The 18,892-nt window shown below is 49.5% G+C and carries 16 protein-coding genes and 1 tRNA gene; 9 read left to right on the forward strand and 8 right to left on the reverse strand.

Translation table 11 applies throughout. From position 1 onward, the window contains the following. On the forward strand, positions 1 to 364 hold a 364-nt coding region (locus NG792_RS21315; RefSeq protein ID WP_261236719.1), incomplete at its 5' end, for a hypothetical protein. A 351-nt stretch (positions 365 to 715) separates the two neighbouring features. Here the strand turns inward: NG792_RS21315 and aroA are convergent. After that, positions 716 to 2,068 carry a 3-phosphoshikimate 1-carboxyvinyltransferase gene (gene aroA, locus NG792_RS21320; protein WP_261236720.1) on the reverse strand — a complete coding sequence of 451 codons (1,353 nt, stop codon included), beginning with the start codon at positions 2,066 to 2,068 and terminating at the stop codon, positions 716 to 718. Positions 2,069 to 2,207: 139 nt separating this feature from the next. Between aroA and NG792_RS21325 the strand changes: the two genes are divergently transcribed. Beyond that, a complete protein-coding gene (locus NG792_RS21325; RefSeq protein WP_261201347.1) occupies positions 2,208 to 2,699 on the forward strand; it encodes a hypothetical protein in 492 nt (163 codons plus the stop codon). A 91-nt stretch (positions 2,700 to 2,790) separates the two neighbouring features. Here NG792_RS21325 and NG792_RS21330 read toward each other — a convergent pair whose 3' ends face one another. The 3 genes from NG792_RS21330 to NG792_RS21340 form a co-directional block, all read right to left on the reverse strand. Beyond that, the gene (locus NG792_RS21330; protein WP_353961711.1) at positions 2,791 to 4,512 is read right to left on the reverse strand and encodes a serine/threonine protein kinase; all 1,722 of its coding nucleotides are present in this window, start codon (positions 4,510 to 4,512) and stop codon (positions 2,791 to 2,793) included. After that, the gene (locus tag NG792_RS21335) at positions 4,454 to 4,933 is read right to left on the reverse strand and encodes a hypothetical protein (protein ID WP_261201349.1); all 480 of its coding nucleotides are present in this window, start codon (positions 4,931 to 4,933) and stop codon (positions 4,454 to 4,456) included. Before NG792_RS21335 ends, NG792_RS21330 begins: the two co-directional genes overlap by 59 nt. Before the next feature lie 229 nt (positions 4,934 to 5,162). Beyond that, the gene (locus tag NG792_RS21340; RefSeq protein ID WP_261236722.1) at positions 5,163 to 5,969 is read right to left on the reverse strand and encodes a M23 family metallopeptidase; all 807 of its coding nucleotides are present in this window, start codon (positions 5,967 to 5,969) and stop codon (positions 5,163 to 5,165) included. 1,298 nt (positions 5,970 to 7,267) lie between these two features. On the opposite strand from NG792_RS21340, the gene NG792_RS21345 reads away from it, so the two are divergent. Continuing rightward, the gene (locus NG792_RS21345; protein ID WP_261201351.1) at positions 7,268 to 7,825 is read left to right on the forward strand and encodes a hypothetical protein; all 558 of its coding nucleotides are present in this window, start codon (positions 7,268 to 7,270) and stop codon (positions 7,823 to 7,825) included. A 146-nt stretch (positions 7,826 to 7,971) separates the two neighbouring features. Here the strand turns inward: NG792_RS21345 and ychF are convergent, their stop codons facing one another. From ychF to NG792_RS21360, 3 genes are all read right to left on the reverse strand, one after another. Beyond that, complete coding sequence (ychF, locus tag NG792_RS21350) at positions 7,972 to 9,063, reverse strand: redox-regulated ATPase YchF (protein ID WP_261201352.1); 1,092 nt, start codon at positions 9,061 to 9,063, stop codon at positions 7,972 to 7,974. Positions 9,064 to 9,345: 282 nt separating this feature from the next. Continuing rightward, positions 9,346 to 10,695 carry a pentapeptide repeat-containing protein gene (locus tag NG792_RS21355; RefSeq protein ID WP_261201353.1) on the reverse strand — a complete coding sequence of 450 codons (1,350 nt, stop codon included), beginning with the start codon at positions 10,693 to 10,695 and terminating at the stop codon, positions 9,346 to 9,348. A gap of 91 nt (positions 10,696 to 10,786) precedes the next feature. Beyond that, a complete protein-coding gene (locus NG792_RS21360) occupies positions 10,787 to 13,621 on the reverse strand; it encodes a CBS domain-containing protein (protein ID WP_261236743.1) in 2,835 nt (944 codons plus the stop codon). A gap of 774 nt (positions 13,622 to 14,395) precedes the next feature. On the opposite strand from NG792_RS21360, the gene psbZ reads away from it, so the two are divergent. From psbZ to NG792_RS21390, 5 genes are all read left to right on the forward strand, one after another. Further along, entirely contained in the window at positions 14,396 to 14,584 is a 189-nt protein-coding gene (gene psbZ / locus NG792_RS21370) for a photosystem II reaction center protein PsbZ (protein ID WP_015151721.1), read from the forward strand. Positions 14,585 to 14,744: 160 nt separating this feature from the next. Next, a complete protein-coding gene (gene ribH, locus NG792_RS21375; protein ID WP_261201354.1) occupies positions 14,745 to 15,347 on the forward strand; it encodes a 6,7-dimethyl-8-ribityllumazine synthase in 603 nt (200 codons plus the stop codon). Between the two features lie 107 nt (positions 15,348 to 15,454). Continuing rightward, positions 15,455 to 15,526 (forward strand) — tRNA-Gly (locus NG792_RS21380). Positions 15,527 to 15,872: 346 nt separating this feature from the next. Continuing rightward, complete coding sequence (locus NG792_RS21385; protein WP_261201355.1) at positions 15,873 to 16,280, forward strand: hypothetical protein; 408 nt, start codon at positions 15,873 to 15,875, stop codon at positions 16,278 to 16,280. 9 nt (positions 16,281 to 16,289) lie between these two features. Continuing rightward, positions 16,290 to 17,558, forward strand: a complete 1,269-nt coding sequence (locus NG792_RS21390; RefSeq protein ID WP_261201356.1) for a glutamate-5-semialdehyde dehydrogenase — start codon at positions 16,290 to 16,292, stop codon at positions 17,556 to 17,558. A gap of 305 nt (positions 17,559 to 17,863) precedes the next feature. Here the strand turns inward: NG792_RS21390 and NG792_RS21395 are convergent, their stop codons facing one another. Then, positions 17,864 to 18,673: an acyl-CoA desaturase gene (locus tag NG792_RS21395; protein ID WP_261201357.1), complete on the reverse strand. Its 810-nt coding sequence runs from the start codon at positions 18,671 to 18,673 to the stop codon at positions 17,864 to 17,866. Between the two features lie 73 nt (positions 18,674 to 18,746). Between NG792_RS21395 and NG792_RS21400 the strand changes: the two genes are divergently transcribed. Next, on the forward strand, positions 18,747 to 18,869 hold the full coding sequence (locus NG792_RS21400; protein ID WP_261201358.1) for a hypothetical protein: 123 nt from the start codon (positions 18,747 to 18,749) through the stop codon (positions 18,867 to 18,869). The last annotated feature ends 23 nt before the right edge of the window (positions 18,870 to 18,892 follow it).

Raw genomic sequence — 18,892 nt, forward strand, 5'->3', positions numbered from 1 at the left:
CGTTTTCCCTTCCGTTGTAGGAGTTGCCGAGGGAGATGAAGTGGGGTTTGGGGACTTTGGAGGTTCCGTTGGGGTAGAGTCCGTTTTCCCTTCCGTTGTAGGAGTTGCCGAGGGAGATGAAGTGGGGTTTGGGGACTTTGGAGGTTCCGTTGGGGTAGTTTTCTCCGTTGTCGGACTGGAGAGAATCGGCGTCCCCGGTGAGGTAGAAGTTGCTTCTCCTGACCCTTCCCTGGTGGGTGCTTCTGTGGGGTTCAAGGCGGGGTTGGGGGAGAAAAGCGGGACTGCCAACCCACCCCAAGCTGTGGAATTGCCGAAGAAAGAGGTGGAATTCCCTTGGGGGGAGGTTGTGGGATTGCTGGACTGAGGGGAAACAGGGGGAACTTGTCCGGGATTGACTAAGGGATTCACGGGGGTTTGAGGAGTTTGACCCCTGGGGATAACCCCTTCAGAAGTGGGAGAAGTGGTTCCCGTTTCAAAAATATTTAAGCCTCTCTCCGTGCTGGGGAAGGATAAGATAAAAATTGTACCTAGGGTCGAAAATGCCACAAAAATTGCAATGATTTCATCAAACCCCAGAGGGCTTTTCGGTTTAGAACTCGGTTCCGACATGGGATTACTCCTGATTTGCTCGAATGAATTTTAGAAAAGGTTTTAAATTCCGATCGCCTAAAGTTCCTGTTCAGGAATGAAACCGACCTGAACGATCGCTTTTGAATTAGCATTCTTCGCAAACTTGTCGCAAAGTAGCCGTAAAATCCGGGTAAGAAATAGCGGCAGCTTCGGCATGATGAATCGTAGTGGTTCCCTTGGCATTTAAAGCAGCGATCGCTAAACTCATGGCAATCCGATGATCATCATAACTCTCCACATCAGTCCCCTGTAAGGGCGTCCCCCCAGTAATTTCTAAACCATCAGGCAACTCAGTGATTTTCGCCCCCATCTGATTGAGTACCGTCGCCGTCACGGCAAGGCGATCGCTCTCTTTCACCCGCAATTCTGCCGCCTCGGAAATCACCGTCTGACCCTGAGCAAAAATTGCCGCCACTGCCAGAATCGGAATCTCATCAATCAGTCTAGGAATAATATCCCCGCTAATGGTGCAACCCTTCAGTTGCGAATGACGCACCCGGATATCGGCTACGGGTTCCCCAGCAACCATCCGCTCATTTTCTAATTGAATATCTGCATCCATCATTTCCAGGGCTTCTAAAATCCCCGTCCTTGTCGGATTGATGCCGACATTTTCAATGGTCAAGTCTGAATCCGGCACGATCGCCGCTGCCACAATCCAGAATGCTGCAGAACTGATATCCCCAGGCACAATCACCGATTGACCCTGAAGTTGAGCCGGTCCTGTGATCATCACGCTTTTCGTATCGGGATCCGTGGTGATTTCGGCCCCAAATGCCTTGAGCATCCGTTCGCTGTGGTCCCGAGATACGGCGGGTTCCGTGATGGTAGTGGTTCCTTGAGCCATCAAAGCTGCAAGTAAGATACAAGACTTAACCTGAGCCGAGGCGATCGGTGAGTGATAATGAATGGGCCTCAAGGATTGACCTTGAACGGCTAGAGGGGCCAGCGAATTGCCATTGCGACCCCAGATTTGAGCACCCATTTGTTGTAAAGGCTTAACCACCCGAGACATGGGACGCGATCGCAGGGATTTATCCCCAGTTACGGTAAAAAATCGGTCGGGATGACTCGCGAGGATGCCCAGCATTAATCGCATCGTCGTCCCCGAATTTCCCGCATCTAATATATCCGCCGGTTCGATTAATTCTCCGACTCCGACACCACGCACCCGCACCCGTTGTTCATTCAGGGGGGAAATTTCTGCCCCCAATGCCTGAAAACATCGGGCGGTACTCCGAGGGTCTTCTCCCAATAGCAGCCCCTCAATCGTGGTTTCACCCTTGGCGATCGCCCCCAACATCAAAGCCCGGTGGGAAATTGACTTATCCCCCGGCACTCGAATCCGTCCTTGCACCGATAAACCCTTAGCAGGTCTATCAATGGTTAATTGTTGCTGAGATTCCGTAATTCTTACATTTACTATCGAACTGGGCATTGGGCTAAACTGTGATGGGATGGCTTAGGGCGATCCTACACCGTTCTTGACTCTGCTGCCATACTAAAATTGAGAGCAAGTCACCCCTAGTCTTGTTAATTGCTGGAAAACTCTTCACACGCTCTTCGTTACAACCCTCATGCTGACCCATCGCCGCAAACCTGTAAGCCTTTGCTTGATCTCGACTGATCTCCCCCTCTGGTCCGTGGTGGAAACCGCTGCTACCCTTTATCAAAAGGACCAAGAGCGCTTTCATTTACTCCTCACGGAACCGGCACTGTGGGATTTTCCAGAGTCCGCTGCCACGGAGGAAGTCAGTACCCTACCCACTGCGATTACTTCCCGACTCTTGTGGCTGGAAATTTCTCCCTACCGCGTGATTATGACCATGCAGGGGAATGGTCCATTTAGCTATCGTCACCAGTGGGAACGCGGAATGTATGGAACGAGCCGCTATTGGCTGCAAAATGAAACCGACGGCACCAATGGCCAGTTACGGATGCGAAATTATACTCGCAGCTTAACCCTTTCAGGCCGCCCAATTCCCGAACATTTGCGCCTAGAATACGAACTTTGGTCCCAAAATGTTCAGTTAGGTCACTATATTTTAAACCTAGAAATCCATCTTTAAATATCAATTAATCAAGCCAAAACTCGGGGAATTTTTACAAAAAAATTCTAGAAAATTGGCGGGATTTTTCTTTGGTTCTATTCTACTGCAACTATTTTTTACAGTAAGTATGAATTTGTCCGGCTACTCCATCGGCAGTTTTGGCGGCTTCTTCAGCTGCTCGACCGGCTTCTTCAGCTTTTTTGCGGGCGGCTTTCACCTGGTCTAAACCAGCTTTGGATAAGGGGGCTGCATCCACAATAGCGATCGCTTCTCCAATTTGCCGAAACGACAGACTCAATTGTTGATAACTTTTCCCCAACTGTGGGGGATAGGGTTGGACCTTAGTATCGGATATCTTCATCCCTAACAATTCTTTGGCAAGGCGATCAAGATGTTGGGCCATTTTGTTAGCGGCAGTGGCATCAGTTCCCTCAATTTGAGTCACTTGTTGTCCCCCCTCGTTGATCATTGCCAACAATCGTTGACACTGATAGGCGCTACTCGTGCGCGTGACTAAAAACCACGAACCCATTCCCCCCACTAATCCAATCAGCGCCCAGATTCCTAACACCCCAACCAGTCTCCACCCTTTGCGATCGCCTTTAAACTGGGCGACTGCATCAACGCTTTCCTCACCCCTCCCCGGGAGGAGTTGCGGAAAGCTAGGCAGTTCCAGGGCAGGCAACAGTAGACTCCCTGAAGGGGCAGCTTCTTGACCCTGGGATAGGGCGATCGCCTCCACTGACCCAGATCCCCATTCCATCTGCGCCACCTGGGGCTGCAATTCCCCTAATTGCTGTAAAATTTCTTCCGTGGTTTGGATTCTCTTACTCAGGGCCGGATCCATGAGGCGATCGATAAAATCCCCCACCCGTTCAGAAATTTGCGGTGCGCGATCGCGCCAAGAAAACCCTGAAGTCTCTGCATTGTAAAAGCTCAATGGGTCCCTAGCCGTGAGCAAATACACCATCGTTCGTCCCAAAGCAAAAAAATCCGATTGCGCTACCGCTTCATGTTTGAGTTGTTCCGGTGGGGTATATCCTCCCGAGTCAATACTCTTCAGACGAGGGGACAGTTCCACCGTGCGTAAATAACTCGCACTCACCTGTCTGGCTGTGCCAAAATCAATCAAGACTAATTGTCCAGAATCCGTCAAGATAATATTACTAGGCTTAATATTCAGGTGTAAATAAGGGGTTTGATGAATCGGCTGTAAAATTTCAGCAATTTGTTGGGTCCACTTGAGCGCTAAGTCTTGAGAAATCGGTTGATAGGCGCGATTTTTCATCCACTGCTCTAAATTTAAGCCCGCGATTTTTTCCATCAACATCCCATGCACAGCCGTGGAACTGTTCGTCGCGGCAAAGCTGAAATAACCGCCTTGTTGGAGTTGAGGAATCCCCAAATGTTGGATTTTCCCTAAGAGTAAGGCTTGTTGTTGAAACAGGGTCACGGCTACCGGGTCATCAAGCTGGAGAACCTTCAAAATTTTGGCCGTTCCAGCTTCAGTCACTTCAAAGGTTTTTTCATAGCTGTTGCTACCCAGCAGGTGAAGCGCTCGACAGCGTTCTGCTACTAATAAATCCGAGCCACACTGGGCGCAATAGCGGGTGTTTTCATTCACGGGATCGCTGGGATTGGGGCAGCTGGGATTGAGACAGTAACTCATGATGGGGGAGATGGGGGAGATGGGGGAGTTGGGGGAGTTGGGGGAGTTGGGGGAGTTGGGGGAGTTGGGGGAGTTGGGGGAGTTGGGGGAGTTGGGGGAGAGGTTAGGGTTCGGGTTGTCTGAGGCAGTATTCCTCGATTTCGGCGAGTAGCACTGTGGCATCTTCGGTAGATTGTTTGATGGAGGCGATCGCCTTGGCAACTTGGGTTTGGGCTGTGTTGCGGGTTTGCAAACCTTTCGGGGTGGGTTGGAGATTGCTCACCATTGTGGCAATGCCGCTGGTCTCTCGCAAGGTTGTGCCGATTTGTTCGTAGAGGGCGACTGCCCGGGTTTGAAAGCTGATAATGGTTTCGTCCGTTAATGAGATGGTTTTGATGGCTTTAACGGAGAGTTCCACCGCATCGGCAGCTTGACTCCCAGTCAGTGGTGTGAGTTCTAAGCGGTTGAGGGTGGTTGTGCCTTGGTCTAGGGCTTGAATTAGGCGACGGCATTCCCTCGTTTTTATCGGGGTGCAACTGGCAAGTAAGAGGACGAGGAGCGCGGACAAGGGAAGATGGAAGCGGTGGGGGGAAGAGTGGTTCATAGGAGGGGGTGCGATCGCGAGAATCGCCATTGATTTTAACTAAGCCAGTCTGATTTGTCAGCCTCAACGGTAGCGATGTTACACCTAACTAAAAAAAAGCGGATAACTTCTACAGAAGTTACCCGAATTTAAGTAGGCCACAGGAGGTTTAAGTGGGTTTCCAGAAACTGCTGGGCTAAGGCTTGGAGGGACCCAACGCGATCGCAGCCCCACTCAACCAACTCGGGCATTACCGCGCCCATGCTGTAGGCATCGATGCTCTTGCTCTAGGCAATCGCGCAGATAATCCCGATTCGGGAAGATAAGCCAGAGGATTGACCGACCCTTGTTCTGGAAGATGGACTTCAAAGTGCAAATGGGGTCCGGTACTAAAGCCGGTACTGCCCATTTCGGCGATTAATTGGCCCCCTTGGACCTGATCCCCTTTGTTGACCAGGATGCGATCGTTGTGGGCGTAGAGGGTAATACTGCCGTCAGAATGTTCAATTTCCACGAGATTGCCATAGCCTCCCGTGTGCCATTCCGCCGTAATCACCACCCCACTAGCGGCGGCTAGGATGGGAGTGCCGATGGGTCCAGCGATATCAATGCCGTGGTGCATCCGTCCCCATCGCCAGCCATAGCCGGAGGAGAGGACCCCTTGGGCGGGCCACAGATAGCCGCTCATCGTTGGGGCTAATTCGGGTAAGTAAATGCTGGCAGCCGCTAAGGGCGGTAATTCCGGGGAGACGCTTGGTGCATCGAGGGTCTGAAGCGGTAGGTTCTCGCTGCTAGGGCTAGGGGAATCAAGGTTATTCAAAAATTGGCTGATAGCAGCGATCGCCTGTTTGTTGATCTCGATGCCAGCCGCAACTCTGGCATTGTGCTGGAGTTGAGAAGGGGCCTGGGTTGAGGGTGTTTTTCTAACCGAATCCGGGTCACGTTTTGAGGACGCTTGGGTGCGCGTGTCGTAGTTGACACCCGGTTGAGCAGTTACTGAACCGGCAAAGCTCAGTGCAATCACGAGTGCTGTGGTAGACAAAATTCCTGGTTTCATTTTCCTTCACCTGAGAGGGGGTCACCCGCAAGTGAACTGCCCCAGTTAACCTGAAAGCTAGGCGCGATCGCGTGAGATTTTCCACGGCTCAACCCTTGAGCAAAAACTAAGGATTGAGCGGGTTTCAATTCACGATTGCCATCCAATTTACGTCTCTTGCTTTTCAGCTAGTGGGTCAGTTCATCCGGTTACTTCCTGCAAATTTTTTGTAATGAACGATAAATCACTGGGTAGTCTAGGATAGACCGACTTTCCCCTTTGAGTGGGGGCATCAAGTTCACTGCTGCCCGTTCTAGTCTGGCGCACCCTGAATGTTCCAGAAATGTTCAAGAATGGTTGCTGGTTTCCGCGTTGCAGTCCATTTCCTTGAATTTTACTCCGTAAAAACCGCCATATTTATTATGGTTGACCAATGGTAGTTTCTCTAGCACCCTCTAAACGGTTTAATGGAGTTTGACCTTGAATCCCCTTCATTTTATTGTCTCTGGAGATTATTATATACGCCAGGGGGAATTGTCAAGGTTGTGATCGGATTGGGTAAAGTTTCCGTAAAATTTGCTTACGGGATAAGCCTTTACGCCTAGGAAAATTTTTCCTTCAATAAACGCCCCTCTATTATTCCCAATTTATATCCGTTAATTGCTTTAAATTTAGGGCGATCGCTCGCCAATTTGGCCTCAAGGAACTGGACTCTCTCTTCCTGAGCAAGTCTACTCTCCCCCTGCTGTGCTCCTAGATCCCCTCTGAAAACCTATCCCCAGGAAAGTGATCCTAGTCCAAGGCGGCTAAATTATTACTACTTTCTATCCCTGGCCCCTTCCCCTTTCAATTTCCTAAAAATTCCCTAAAAAATTCCTGAACGGATCGTTTTATCCGTTTTATCCTGTTTTAAAAATCCCTAAAGCTTCTTACCACTCCCTAAAGCCGTCCAGTTCCCCCAGCGGTTTCCACCTTCTGGCCCAGATTACCGCCTAAAGGGATGGACTCCCTGACAGCACTCGTTCCCGGTGCGATCGCCTGTTGCGGCATTCTCCCTCATCACCCCGCCAGCTTCCTCATCTTCGGATAGGTTTATGAGAAATTTATCCCAATTATCCCTGGACAAGTAAAATTTTAATATTTTTTAATCTTCTTTATTAAAAACTTACCTCTTTTGAGTATAAACTATTACATCTGTAGGGGAAAGATTTGTCTAGAATCAGTCACAGTCTAACCGAATCTTAAAGGACACGCTTGCTACAGTCATACCCCTAAGACAATGCAGGCAAAACTCTATCTATAAACTTTACCTTATAGCAATGCGTACACTGTCCTTATTCTTCCAATGGTTTATCGGTGTGCCACTCCTCCCGGCTGCCTTGATGCTGGGGGGATGCGACAGTCGAGATCCTGGCCTCAACTCCCACAGTTCCTTTAACATTGAACAAGCCACTGCTGAGTACATGGAAAACTCCCGCTTTATCAAAGATATCGTCGGAGTAGATGCCTTGGTGAATCGTACCTTTTGCGCGTACCAGGTCTATGGAATGGAAGCAAAGAAACGAAACATTCACCAATATTTGTGGGTGGTCTGTCATGAATATGATGTGGAAAACAATCAACTCTTCCAGAAGCGAGGGGGTAGTTTTCCCGTAGCACTGATTTTCAATAAAAATTCTCAGGGATATCGAATTGTTAATCATACAATTCCTCGCCAAGGCAAAGAAGGAACCTCTGATTTACCAGCGATATTTCCTGAGTTTATTTTAGAAAATTCCAGTTTTCCTTTAAATAATAGCGCTTATAGCGAGTATCTCATTACTCGATTGGGAAATGATACGGAGCAAGCGGCTAAAGATTATTTCAAAATGGAGTAAATCCCTTGGGGTACAGCGATGCAGTACCCCTTCAGCGGAGTCAGGGGAAACTATAATATTGGGACGTGAACTAAGATAGCGATCGCCCGGGTAAGGTGGCTTCCCCTAACCCCATTCCTCTTCGAGATTTCTCCACCCCTTCCAGCTTAAACATTAAACCGGAACAGCATCACATCCCCTTCTTGAACCACATACTCTTTTCCTTCACTGCGAATCAAACCCTTTTCCTTCGCCGCATTCATCGAACCTGTAGTCACCAAATCCTGATAGGCAACGGTTTCAGCCCGAATGAAACCCCGCTCAAAATCTGTATGAATCACCCCTGCGGCTTGAGGTGCTAACATCCCTTCGCGAATGGTCCAAGCCCGGGTTTCTTTCGGTCCCGTAGTGAGAAATGTGCGTAACCCCAACAATTGATAAGTCGCGGCAATCAAAGACTTTAATCCGCCTTCTTCCACACCCAAAGAAGCGAGAAAATCGCCCCGTTCCTCTTCCGGAAGTTCCACCAGTTCTGATTCAACCTGAGCCGAAATAATCACCACCTTAGCATTTTCTATCGAGGCAATTTCTCGAACCTTTTCCACCCATTGATTGCCCGTAGCTAAGTCATCTTCCGAGACATTCGCTGCATAAATAATCGGCTTACTTGTGAGTAGCTCAAGCTGCTCAATGGATTCAGCTTCCTCCGCCGTTAAAGACACTTGACGGGCTTGTTTGCCTTCATTCAAGGCGGCGGCTAATTTTTCTAAAGCAGCCATTTCGAGTTGGCCTTCTTTACTGCTGCGCGCTAATTTGCGGGTGCGATCCATGCGCCGCTCAATTTGGGCTAAATCAGCTAATGCCAGTTCTAAATTAATGATTTCGATATCCCGGACGGGATCGACAGAACCGGCGACGTGAATAATATTTTCATCGTCAAAACAACGCACCACCTGCACGATCGCGTCTACTTGCCGAATATGAGATAAAAACTGGTTGCCCAGGCCCTCACCTTTGCTGGCCCCTTTGACTAACCCGGCAATATCCACAAATTCGATGCGGGTAGGGACGATTTGCTCGGATTTTGAGAGTTTTGCCAACATCGTTAACCGCTCATCTGGCACTGCCACGACCCCCACATTGGGTTCGATGGTGCAGAAGGGGAAGTTAGCCGCTTGCGCTTTAGCATTCGCAACTAAGGCATTAAATAAAGTAGATTTTCCCACATTGGGGAGTCCGACAATTCCGGCTCTTAGCATTTTAGAAATTAGAAGTAGAAGTTTCGGTAAGGATGCGCATTCAGGGGGAGACTAACTCCAGATGAAATACTCTAGCAAATATTGGCAAGTCACAGCTATCTAGCAACTCGGCACAGGAACCCTGAGAAACCGGGCTTCTTGACAAAATTTGTAGCAATTAGCAGCTTTCTGTCGGAGAGAAACCCGGTTGCTGGTCCTCCGGATTGCAAACGGTTTCAACCCTCTAGGCAGGCTGTAGAGGTTCAAACCCTCGCCAGTTGTTGGGATCACTGTAGCGATCGCCTAGGGATGAATTGACCCATCTGGCATTGTAGCGCCCGAAAGGTTGGTATGGCTCAGATTGCTGCCCGTGAGGTTCGCGCCATAAAGGTTAGCACCTTTGAGGTTAGCCCGATAGAAATTAGCCCCAGTCAGATTAGCATTTCGCAAGTCCGCCTGACTTAAATCAGCCTCACTCAAGGAAGTAGGTTGCCGGTTTTGCTCATCCTGCAACTCCAGTTCATCCCCGTTGAGAATTAACAGAAAAGGTCCAATACGAATTCTGGCCCCATCGGGTAAAACCATTGATTCCTCGATCTGCTGGTCATTGACAAAAACCCCATTCGTGCTGTTGTGGTCACGGATGATATATTGTCCGTTGTCTTCGATGTCGATGGAAGCATGACGACGAGAGACAAAGGGGGAATAAATCTGTAAAGAGACGCTGGGATCGCGACCTAGCATGACCGACTTTTTGTTTTTCAGGGACAAGGACCGCTCGGCGATCGGCTCTTTCTTGGGACTTGAGAGATCCGCTCCGACTAAATTCGCTTCACTGAGGTTAGCCCGACTGAGATTAGCATCGCACAATTTGACCCCGGTGAGGTTCGCTTTCCGTAAGGTTGCTTCACTGAGGTTCGCTTCGGTCAAATTGGCTTCACTCAAACTGGCTTCACTGAGGTTGGTGCGACTCAGATTGCTCCCCGACAGGTTGGTTCCATCTAGCTTGGCTTTGCTCAAATTGGCTTCGCTAAATTTGGCATTGCGTAAATCGGCTTCTACTAAATTGGCTTCGATTAATTTAGCCGCGAATAGTTCGGCATTTCTAAGGTCGGCTTTTTCTAATTTGGCCCCGGTGAGGTCACTATCAAACAGTCGCGCTTCACTTAAATTGGCCCCATTTAATTTAGCCCCATTCAACTTGGCATTATTCAGGCTGGCAAAAGAAAGATTACTATCGCTTAAATTAGCTTGACTTAAGGTGGCTTCATTCAAATTAGCCCGAGTCAGATTGGCTCCACTGAGGTCGGCGCGCGTGAGATTAGCGCGATGAAGGTCCGCATCGCTGAGCTCGGCTCGAAATAAATCGGCCCGAAACAAATCGGCCCGACTGAGGTCGGCATAGCTTAATTTAGCTCCAAAGAGCTTGCCGTTACTTAAGTCCGCACGGCTCAGGTGAGCATTTTCTAAATTAGCTCCACTGAGTTTGATGCCACTGAGTTTGGCCTCAAACAGGTCAGCACAACTGAGATCGGCATCATATAAATCCGCCAGACTCAGTTCAGCAAACATCAAGTCAGCACGGACTAAGTAGGCACCCCGAAAATCCCTTTCTCCTGCTGCATACCGCTTCAGCAGTTCATTCGCATCCATATTGGTTTAGTGGTAGAGAGTTAGCAAGGAAAGTTGTATCTAAAAATCTTCCCAAAACCGAACCCTTTTGACTGCCTGAATTGAAAATTCCCTAGGGCTGTTGAATGGAGTCGCGGGGAAAATATTGGCCTAGATAAGCCTCAGCATCAGTGCGGTTTTGGATTTCCCCGTCTAGGGTGGCCGCAAGCAGGCGGTCTAAAATGGTCTTAAACTGGGGTCCGGGTTGGTAACCGAGGGCTTTCAGGTCGTTGCCGTTGAGTAACGGTTTGACATTCATCCAGTGATGGATATATTGCCAAATTCTCCGCCTGAGTGCTTTGGGACTCATGACGGCGATCGCCATCAACAACGTCCGGTCATAAGGGCTTAACAATCGGACTACCTCGCTGGGTCGGGAAGTCTCCCTCACCGGCATGATTGCGATCGCTGCCGTTGCCAACTGTTTTAAGCGCTCAATGCTATCGCTACTCATTTGCAAATTTTGGGCCACCTCCCCCCTCCATTGCGGCTCTAAATGAGCAATCAGCAGTTCTAAGCGAATCTGCCAGGATTCGGGAAGGGTCTTGAGCGGTGATTCAGCTCCCTTCACCGTACCCTGAATTTGACGAATCCAGCGATCGACCGATCGCAATTGCTGCCATAAATCCCGGTCTAATTTTAAGCTGGGATGGATGCAGCGTAAAGCATCAAAGGAATCTAATAATTGCAAAGCTCGTTGCCAGTAGGGGGCTTGTAAAATATATTTCAGTTCATTTTTCAGTCGGGTTTCCAATGCGGGTACGCGACGAGTTAACTCAGGCGATCGCAAATAAACCCCACTCTCCATCGCCAGCCGAATATACCCTTGAGTCTGCGCTTCAATCTCAAATCCTAACCGCACGGCAAACCGCACCGCCCGATAAATCCGCGTCGGGTCTTCAATAAAACTATTGGCGTGTAACACCCGAATCTGTCCCGCCTGCAAATCTAACCATCCCCCAAAAAAATCCAAAATTTCTCCCCGACGATTGGGCCCGGTGAGCCTCACAGCTAGGGCATTCAAGGTAAAATCTCTGCGGTAGAGGTCTTGCCGAATGGAAGACGCTTCCACTTCGGGATTCGCTGCTGGATAGGGATAAAATTCCGTCCGCGCTGTGGCAATATCAACCCACAAAGAATCTAACTCCGGGTCTTTATGCCACAGCAAGGCAGCGGTTTGGAATTGACCGTGAATATCTAAACGAGCCGTGGGATAGAGTTTTTGGAGTTGTTCCGCCAGTTCGACCCCGGCAGCATCATCGGCACGGGAATCAAATCCATCCACCACTAAATCAATATCCGTCAGTAGCAGGGGTGCGCGATCGCCTTCTTTCAAACCCTCCTGTTCCCCTGGGGATCTAAACCCCGAACTCCCCTCTTGGTGATAAATTGCCCAAAGGATGTCCCGCACGGCTCCACCAACGAGATAGAGATGCCAACCCCGTTCTTCCGCCAGGTGGGCCGCCCGATTGAGGAGGGTCACCAGTTGCAGCGCGAGGCGACTACTCAGGAGGGAGGCGACTTCCCGAGGTAAGGGACAATAGGGCGGACTTCCACTGGTTAAATTGCTCTTAGAGCCGATCTCACTATCCTGGTGCAGTTGTCGCAACACATCGGTGCGGGTAACAATGCCTTGTAAGGAGTCCTGAAACAACACCGGCAATCGCCCGATATCAAAGGTAACCATCAGGTCCTCAATCTCAGGTAAGGGCGTATCAGGGGCGATCGTTCTAACATTGCTACTCATGTAGCCTTTGACTGGCGCATGACCCAATCCATGATGGAGGGCAATATCCAGGTCCCGGCGACAAATCACCCCCACCAGGGTTCCCGCTTCATTGACCACGGATAACCCCGAATGTCCGTACCGCAATAGAATCCGTTGAGCTTCATGAATGGTAGTCTCGGGTCGAATGGTCCGGACGGGAGAGGACATCAATTCTCTGGCGACAGGTTGATGAGGAATCTGTTTTTTAAATTCTTCGAGGATTTCCTGAAAGGTAACCCTGGGGTCCGTGAGGCGCAAACTAACGGAACTGGCACGGGGATGTCCCCCACCCCCCCAAGGGTTCAATAAGGTTTGGAGATTGGTTCCAGAAATGCGCGATCGCCCAATCACAACCAGCCGATGTTCATTTGAGCCTTTAATGGGATAGCGATTTCCCAACAGCAGTGCCTCGGTGTCGGTAATCTCCATGATTTGCGCCGCCACACTGGATAATCCCGCAATGTATTCGGGGGTCTCTAACAGCACTGTAGAAACGGGATGACCCTGGATTTTTTCGGTGTGCAGGGTGTCTAATGCGGTGGTGAGCAGGTCCTGGAGGCGGGGAGATAATCCCGGTTCGATATATTCAGCAATCACCGATAAGGAAGCGCCTTGTTCCATTAACCAAGCTAAGGCGATCGCATCTCGTGGAGTCGTATGGTCAAAGGTTAAGGACCCCGTATCCACATGAATGCCCAGGGCCATAACTGTTGCTTCCGCCACATTCAAGACTGGCCCGTTTGGATGAGGGTCTAACCCCAGGCGAAGCTGTTCTACGATCACAGTCGTCGTGGCTCCTAGGGCTTCAATATGGGTCTCTGTAGCCCGGATATCACACTGAGTATGAGGGTGATGATCCCACACCGAAATCGGGACCGGCAAGTCTAACCATTCTGCTGCTTTACCCAGGCGATCGCGCTGTTGGGTATCCACCACTGTCACCGAACGAATGCGATCGGGATTCACTGATCGCCGTTCAATCAAGGGATACTCATCGCGATGTAAGGCCAAAAATTGCCGCACTCCCGGATGAGAGCCTCCAGTCAGTACAATTCGACTTCCTGGGGATAACCGCGTCAGTCCCACCGCAGCCCCCAAGGTATCAAAATCTGCTGTGGTATGACACAAAATAATGTCCATTTTTCTTGTCATTTGTCATTTGTCCTTGGTCTTATGTCCTTGGTTGATGGGGTCCATGTTTGTAGTAACGACTTGCTGTCGTTGCTCTCGTGTTATGGCGGATGCCATAACACGAGCAATCCGAGGGTCTAGCGGCTGCTGCGGAACTGGAGGACGAGCTATCGCTGAGGGCGTTACTTGGCCTTACGCTTTCGTAACGCGGTAACGACTTCAGTCGTTACTACAAACATGGACCCTATCCTCCATATCTCCCCCATCAACCCATGACCAATGACCAACGACCAACGACCAATCCCCCCATCCTCCCTAACAATAAAGCTTCTATCCCCTCTATGAGAGTAAGGATTTAATCCTATATGTGCTGGGCCTCTGCGGATAATCGGGTATAATACCCGACAAGAGTTGAAAATGGATCCGCCACTCGCGCCCTCATCATGATTTTTCCGCCCTACCTTTGAGACTTCTTCGCTTGGTTGCCGAGGTTGGTGTGGATTCTTGAGCCTAAGAGGGGACGAGTCGAATCATCCTCATCGACCTTAAACCATCAAGCGATGCATGGAATCTTTCTAAAAGCTTTGCGGGATAACGCCTCTGTTACCTTCAATGGTGATAGTGCCATCGCTGCATTGTTCAGCAATAGCAGGACTTTTGTCGCGTAAATGTATCAGTGGGTCATTTTTTGGTAGGTTAAGAATCAGAGCAATTAATTAACCGATGTTTGCTCTAGTTCAAACCCTGATTACTAGACCACTGCTGTCAAAGGAAGAAAAAAAAATGACAATTATTTTTCAACTGGCTCTTGCCGCTCTGGTTTTCTTGTCTTTTGTGATGGTCGTGGGCGTCCCTGTCGCTTATGCCTCTCCCCAAAACTGGGATCAATCTAAACCCCTGCTGTTCATTGGTTCGGGTGTTTGGTTTGCTCTGGTGATTCTGGTGGGAGTTTTAAACTTTTTGGTGGTATAAGCACCCTGCTATTGGGAGTAGAGATCGAAAGGTTCAATGGGCGATCGGTGAGATTCCGATGGTCTTTTGTCCTTTCGATTCCCGATCGCCTATTGCAAAGGGGGAGCCTAAACGCTTACCCCCACAACTTTATCGATAATCAATTAGACCTAAAACTAATATGGCCGTTTTTGAGGGAACGTTTACCCAGACTGAAGGCTTGCGGTTTGCGATCGTGATCAGTCGCTTCAATGATTTGATTGTAGGCAAACTGTTACAGGGCTGTGAAGATGCTCTCAAGCGTCACGGTGTGGATGTAGACCCCCAGGGGACTCAGGTGGATTATGTGTGGATTCCCGGGAGTTTTGAGGTGCCGATTGTGGCGCGTCAACTGGCGCTGTCGGGACGTTATGATGCTGTGATTTGCTTAGGTGCAGTCATCCGAGGTCAAACGCCTCATTTTGATTATGTGGCAGCCGAGGTCTCGAAAGGGATTGCAGCGGCTGGATATCAGACGGGAGTGCCGGTGATTTTTGGCATTATTACGGCAGATACGATGCAGCAAGCCCTAGAACGGGCCGGGGTGAAGAGTAATAAGGGCTGGGACTATGGGATGAATGCCCTAGAAATGGCCAGTTTAATGCGGCGCTTAAATCAGGTAGGTCCCGGGGAAGGGACGGCCTCTCATGCGGTGGCCCTAGGCGGTGGCGATCGCTCTTTACCAGCTTCTGCATTAACACAACCTCGGTCGGCCCAGGTTTCTGCGGATGCAGAACAGGTCTAAGGCTTGCGGGCCAGTCATTTCAGGGATTTGAGCGACGCTCAAAAAATTTTGAGCGATCGCCTTGACAAACCCTGGTGACTCTGCCATACTAATAAAGTCAAAGATTTGCGGGTATAGCTCAGTGGTAGAGCGTCACCTTGCCAAGGTGAATGTCGCGCGTTCGAATCGCGTTACCCGCTTTTAAAAGCCTAAATCAATTATCGCAGCCAAAACAGGTTTTGGGAGCCGCAGTCTGTTTGAAAATCCGGATTGCAGTTGTTATGCTCTAGTTTAAAGCTTGAGTTAGGGTGGTTAGCTGGGCACCGGCTCAAGTCAAAAAACGATGTTAAGATCCGGGCATACTACGGTCAACCCGATTAAAACTCCCGAATGCTACAATCATTCCTGGAATATAAGCCACAAAAATGGAGCATTAAGCTCTTATCATAAGCTGTCCAAATTTCCAGGCGATCGCCGAGGATAATCGATCGCAGAGATTGGCAAGTCTATGTTGTAAAGTCGTGGAATTTTTATGGATTAGCGCCTGTGCCATCTCAAAAATCCCAAAAGATCGACCTCAATGCAGAGTACCCCTGTCCCTGTAGGCGGCGGGGACGGTTGGTCCCGATCACCCTCACGGAAGCGTTGGGGTGCGATCGGTGTCAAAATATTTTTGTGGTCACCGAAGATGGACAGGGGATCGAGCAACTCCCCACCAATTCCCCCTATAAACGGTGTTGGAACTGGAACGGCAATCAATGGTGTGTAACCAATACCCGTCTACGGGAGAGCTACTTACCCATGTCCCTCGTGATTGTCATCGGCCTAGTGGTATTCTGGTTACCCTACGCTTTGGGTTTACCCCTAGGCCCAAGCGTGATTCCTTGGGTCATTTTAGCGGTGTTGCTGGCAACCTTGCCAGCCTTAATGGTTTGGTTGGCTTACAGGCGATAGATGAGCTCGATGACAACAGATTCTACTTTTCCCCCTGATCCTGATGCGATGGCAGTCGTGGAGAGCGTCTATCAAGCTTCTTTGATAATGGCGCAGACTTCAAGCCAACAACGAACCCGTGCTTTGGAGGGGATGGCAAAATCTCTTAAGGAAGCCTCGGATGAGATTTTAGAAGCCAATACCCTTGATTTGGAAGCCTCCCGGGAAATGGCCGTGCCTGATTTGATACTGGAATGGCTGAAGTTGACGCCAGAACGGATCCAGACGACGGTCCAAATTCTGCAACGCTTGGCGGAGTTGGCCGATCCGATGCGCCGGGTGATGAATGCCTCCTACCAAGTGGAGGGGTCACAATCCTACTGCCAGTTGATGCCTTTAGGGGTGATCAGTTTAGTCTATGAAGCGTTACCCGATTTAGGGGCGATCGCCGCCGGTTTGTGCATCAAAACTGGGAATTGTCTGATTCTCAAGGGGGGAATGTATGCAGCTCACTCCAATGCTGCGATCGCTGATGCCTTGCAACGATCTCTCTTCAAAGCGGATATGCCTGAAGGCTGTCTGGAAATGATTCCGGCAGAAATGGGGGTTTCCACCCGCGATTTAGTCCGCCAAGATAAATACATCAATTTAGTCATCCCCTATGGTCGGCCTAGTCTCGTCCAGCAAGTGATTCGCCAAGCCACAGTCCCCGTACTCAAATCCGGCATGGGAAACTGTTACCTCTATTGGTCCCCCAGCGGCAGTATGGATTTGGCGCGATGGATGATTCAAGACTCCCACCAAAGTGAACCGGATCCGGTCAATGCTATTGAAAAAGTGCTGATTCATCGCAATCAAAAACCCTCTTCCCTGGCAATGTTGTTTAACAGTTTGCAGGATAAAGGGTTTGAAGTTCGGGTGGATGAGATTCTCAGCGAAGAATTTCCCGAGTTAAAAAAAGTAGAAGAATCGGAATGGTCTTCTGCCTATTTAACCAAAACCGTTGCCTTTAAAATGGTCGATAATCTGGCAGCGGCGATCGCCTGGATCAATCAATACAGTAGCGGTCATGCCGATTGTATCGTCACCGAATCCTATCTGGAAAGCTCTCAATTTGGGGGAGGAGTCAACAGCGCCTCAACCTACATCAACGCTTCCCCTCGCTTTTACCGCTATCCCAAACAAGGAGATGCAATTTTTCTGGGAATGTCCAACCAAAAAGGCCATCGCCGAGGCTTAATTGGCATGGAAAGCTTAACCACCGTCAAACATATTATTCAAGGCAAAGGTCAGGTCTAAACCTTCCAATCCCGGATTCATTAGACCTCTTGCCAAATAACCGATGGACACCCCTTTCCCTCCAGGAGATCCCCCTCCCGTCCCCCTTAACATGGGGGAGGCCAGAGTAATCAATGTTATGTTTGTCTCACCAGGGAAGCCATAGCAATAAATCTTTAAGCCCCCCTTGTTAAGGGGGGTTTGGGGGGATCACTCCGCTATTCTGCAAAAAGTCTATTAAAAATGGGGAGGATGGCTTAAATCCATCCTCCCCACTTTTTATTTTCTCAAACCAATCCGAGTTTTGCCGGTTTAAACTTCAGCGGTTATTTCCCAACTAACTTGACGTTCTTAGCAAGGCCAAGGGCTTGTAAAAATTGAATCGTCATCCAAGTAAAATCAATTTCCCACCACTGCATTCCATGTCGGGCAGAATATTGATAGGCATGGTGATTATTGTGCCAACCTTCGCCATAAGTGACTAACGCAACCCACCAGCAGTTCGTGGAGCGATCTTCACTCTCGTAGGTGCGATAGCCAAACTTATGAGTAGCGCTGTTCACAAACCAGGTGCAGTGAAACACCACCACCAGGCGGACAAAAATTCCCCAAACCACGAAGGACCAACCGAGTCCCGGGGAAATGGCTTCTCCTAAAAAGTAGAAACTAATTCCTAAAGCAATTTGAATCGGAAGTAAAAACTTGTCGCAAAACTGATAAAACGGATCGTCGGCAATATCTTTTGTTAAGCGAGGGATTTCAGCTTCGGCGGGAGAATGATAGAATAGCCAACCCATGTGGCTCCACCAGAACCCCTGATTGGAGTCATGGGGATCAGCGGTATTATCCGAGTGGAGATGATGTGCACGATGCAGTCCAACCCAATCGATCGGACTCCCTTGACAGCTTAGGGTGCCGCAAAAGATTAGAAAATACTCTAACCACTTGGGTGCGGTAAAGCTCCGATGAGTCACTAATCGATGAAATCCCAGGGTGACTCCCAGACCCCCGGTTACCCAGTGGAAGAAGACCGCTAACCCCACTGCCGCCCAACTAAAGGTGCTCGGCAGGAATGCGAACAGGGCAAAAGCATGAATTGCAATCATGAAGATGATAACCGGCCAGTCAGGCCGCATCTGGGATAGATCTTGCCCTATTGTTTCTTGTGTTTCTTGTGTTGAACTGACAATCGTCATCTGTGACCTTATTGTGACCTTATTACAAATTTTTCTGCCAAAATCTGCTGTGGGATGTTGCAATGGCACCATCGCCTCCGCAAGCGTGAGGTCTAGTCTTTTTGCCCTACAGCGCGATCGCCTCGACTCCGGGTAAGAGTCCGTCAGAACGCCCAAGGC

It is taken from the genome of Laspinema olomoucense D3b (assembly GCF_025370785.1).
Taxonomy (GTDB): Bacteria; Cyanobacteriota; Cyanobacteriia; order Cyanobacteriales; family Laspinemataceae; genus Laspinema; species Laspinema olomoucense.

Coding starts and splice junctions, on each gene's coding strand:
- NG792_RS21325 (WP_261201347.1), top strand. CDS start 2,208: ATGCTGACCCATCGCCGCAAACCTGTAAGCCTTTGCTTGATCTCGACT.
- ychF (WP_261201352.1), bottom strand. CDS start 9,063: ATGCTAAGAGCCGGAATTGTCGGACTCCCCAATGTGGGAAAATCTACT.
- NG792_RS21340 (WP_261236722.1), bottom strand. CDS start 5,969: ATGAAACCAGGAATTTTGTCTACCACAGCACTCGTGATTGCACTGAGC.
- NG792_RS21330 (WP_353961711.1), bottom strand. CDS start 4,512: ATGCCACAGTGCTACTCGCCGAAATCGAGGAATACTGCCTCAGACAAC.
- NG792_RS21355 (WP_261201353.1), bottom strand. CDS start 10,695: ATGGATGCGAATGAACTGCTGAAGCGGTATGCAGCAGGAGAAAGGGAT.
- NG792_RS21345 (WP_261201351.1), top strand. CDS start 7,268: ATGCGTACACTGTCCTTATTCTTCCAATGGTTTATCGGTGTGCCACTC.
- NG792_RS21360 (WP_261236743.1), bottom strand. CDS start 13,621: ATGGACATTATTTTGTGTCATACCACAGCAGATTTTGATACCTTGGGG.
- NG792_RS21395 (WP_261201357.1), bottom strand. CDS start 18,673: ATGCGGCCTGACTGGCCGGTTATCATCTTCATGATTGCAATTCATGCT.
- aroA (WP_261236720.1), bottom strand. CDS start 2,068: ATGCCCAGTTCGATAGTAAATGTAAGAATTACGGAATCTCAGCAACAA.
- psbZ (WP_015151721.1), top strand. CDS start 14,396: ATGACAATTATTTTTCAACTGGCTCTTGCCGCTCTGGTTTTCTTGTCT.
- NG792_RS21335 (WP_261201349.1), bottom strand. CDS start 4,933: ATGAACCACTCTTCCCCCCACCGCTTCCATCTTCCCTTGTCCGCGCTC.
- NG792_RS21390 (WP_261201356.1), top strand. CDS start 16,290: ATGACAACAGATTCTACTTTTCCCCCTGATCCTGATGCGATGGCAGTC.
- ribH (WP_261201354.1), top strand. CDS start 14,745: ATGGCCGTTTTTGAGGGAACGTTTACCCAGACTGAAGGCTTGCGGTTT.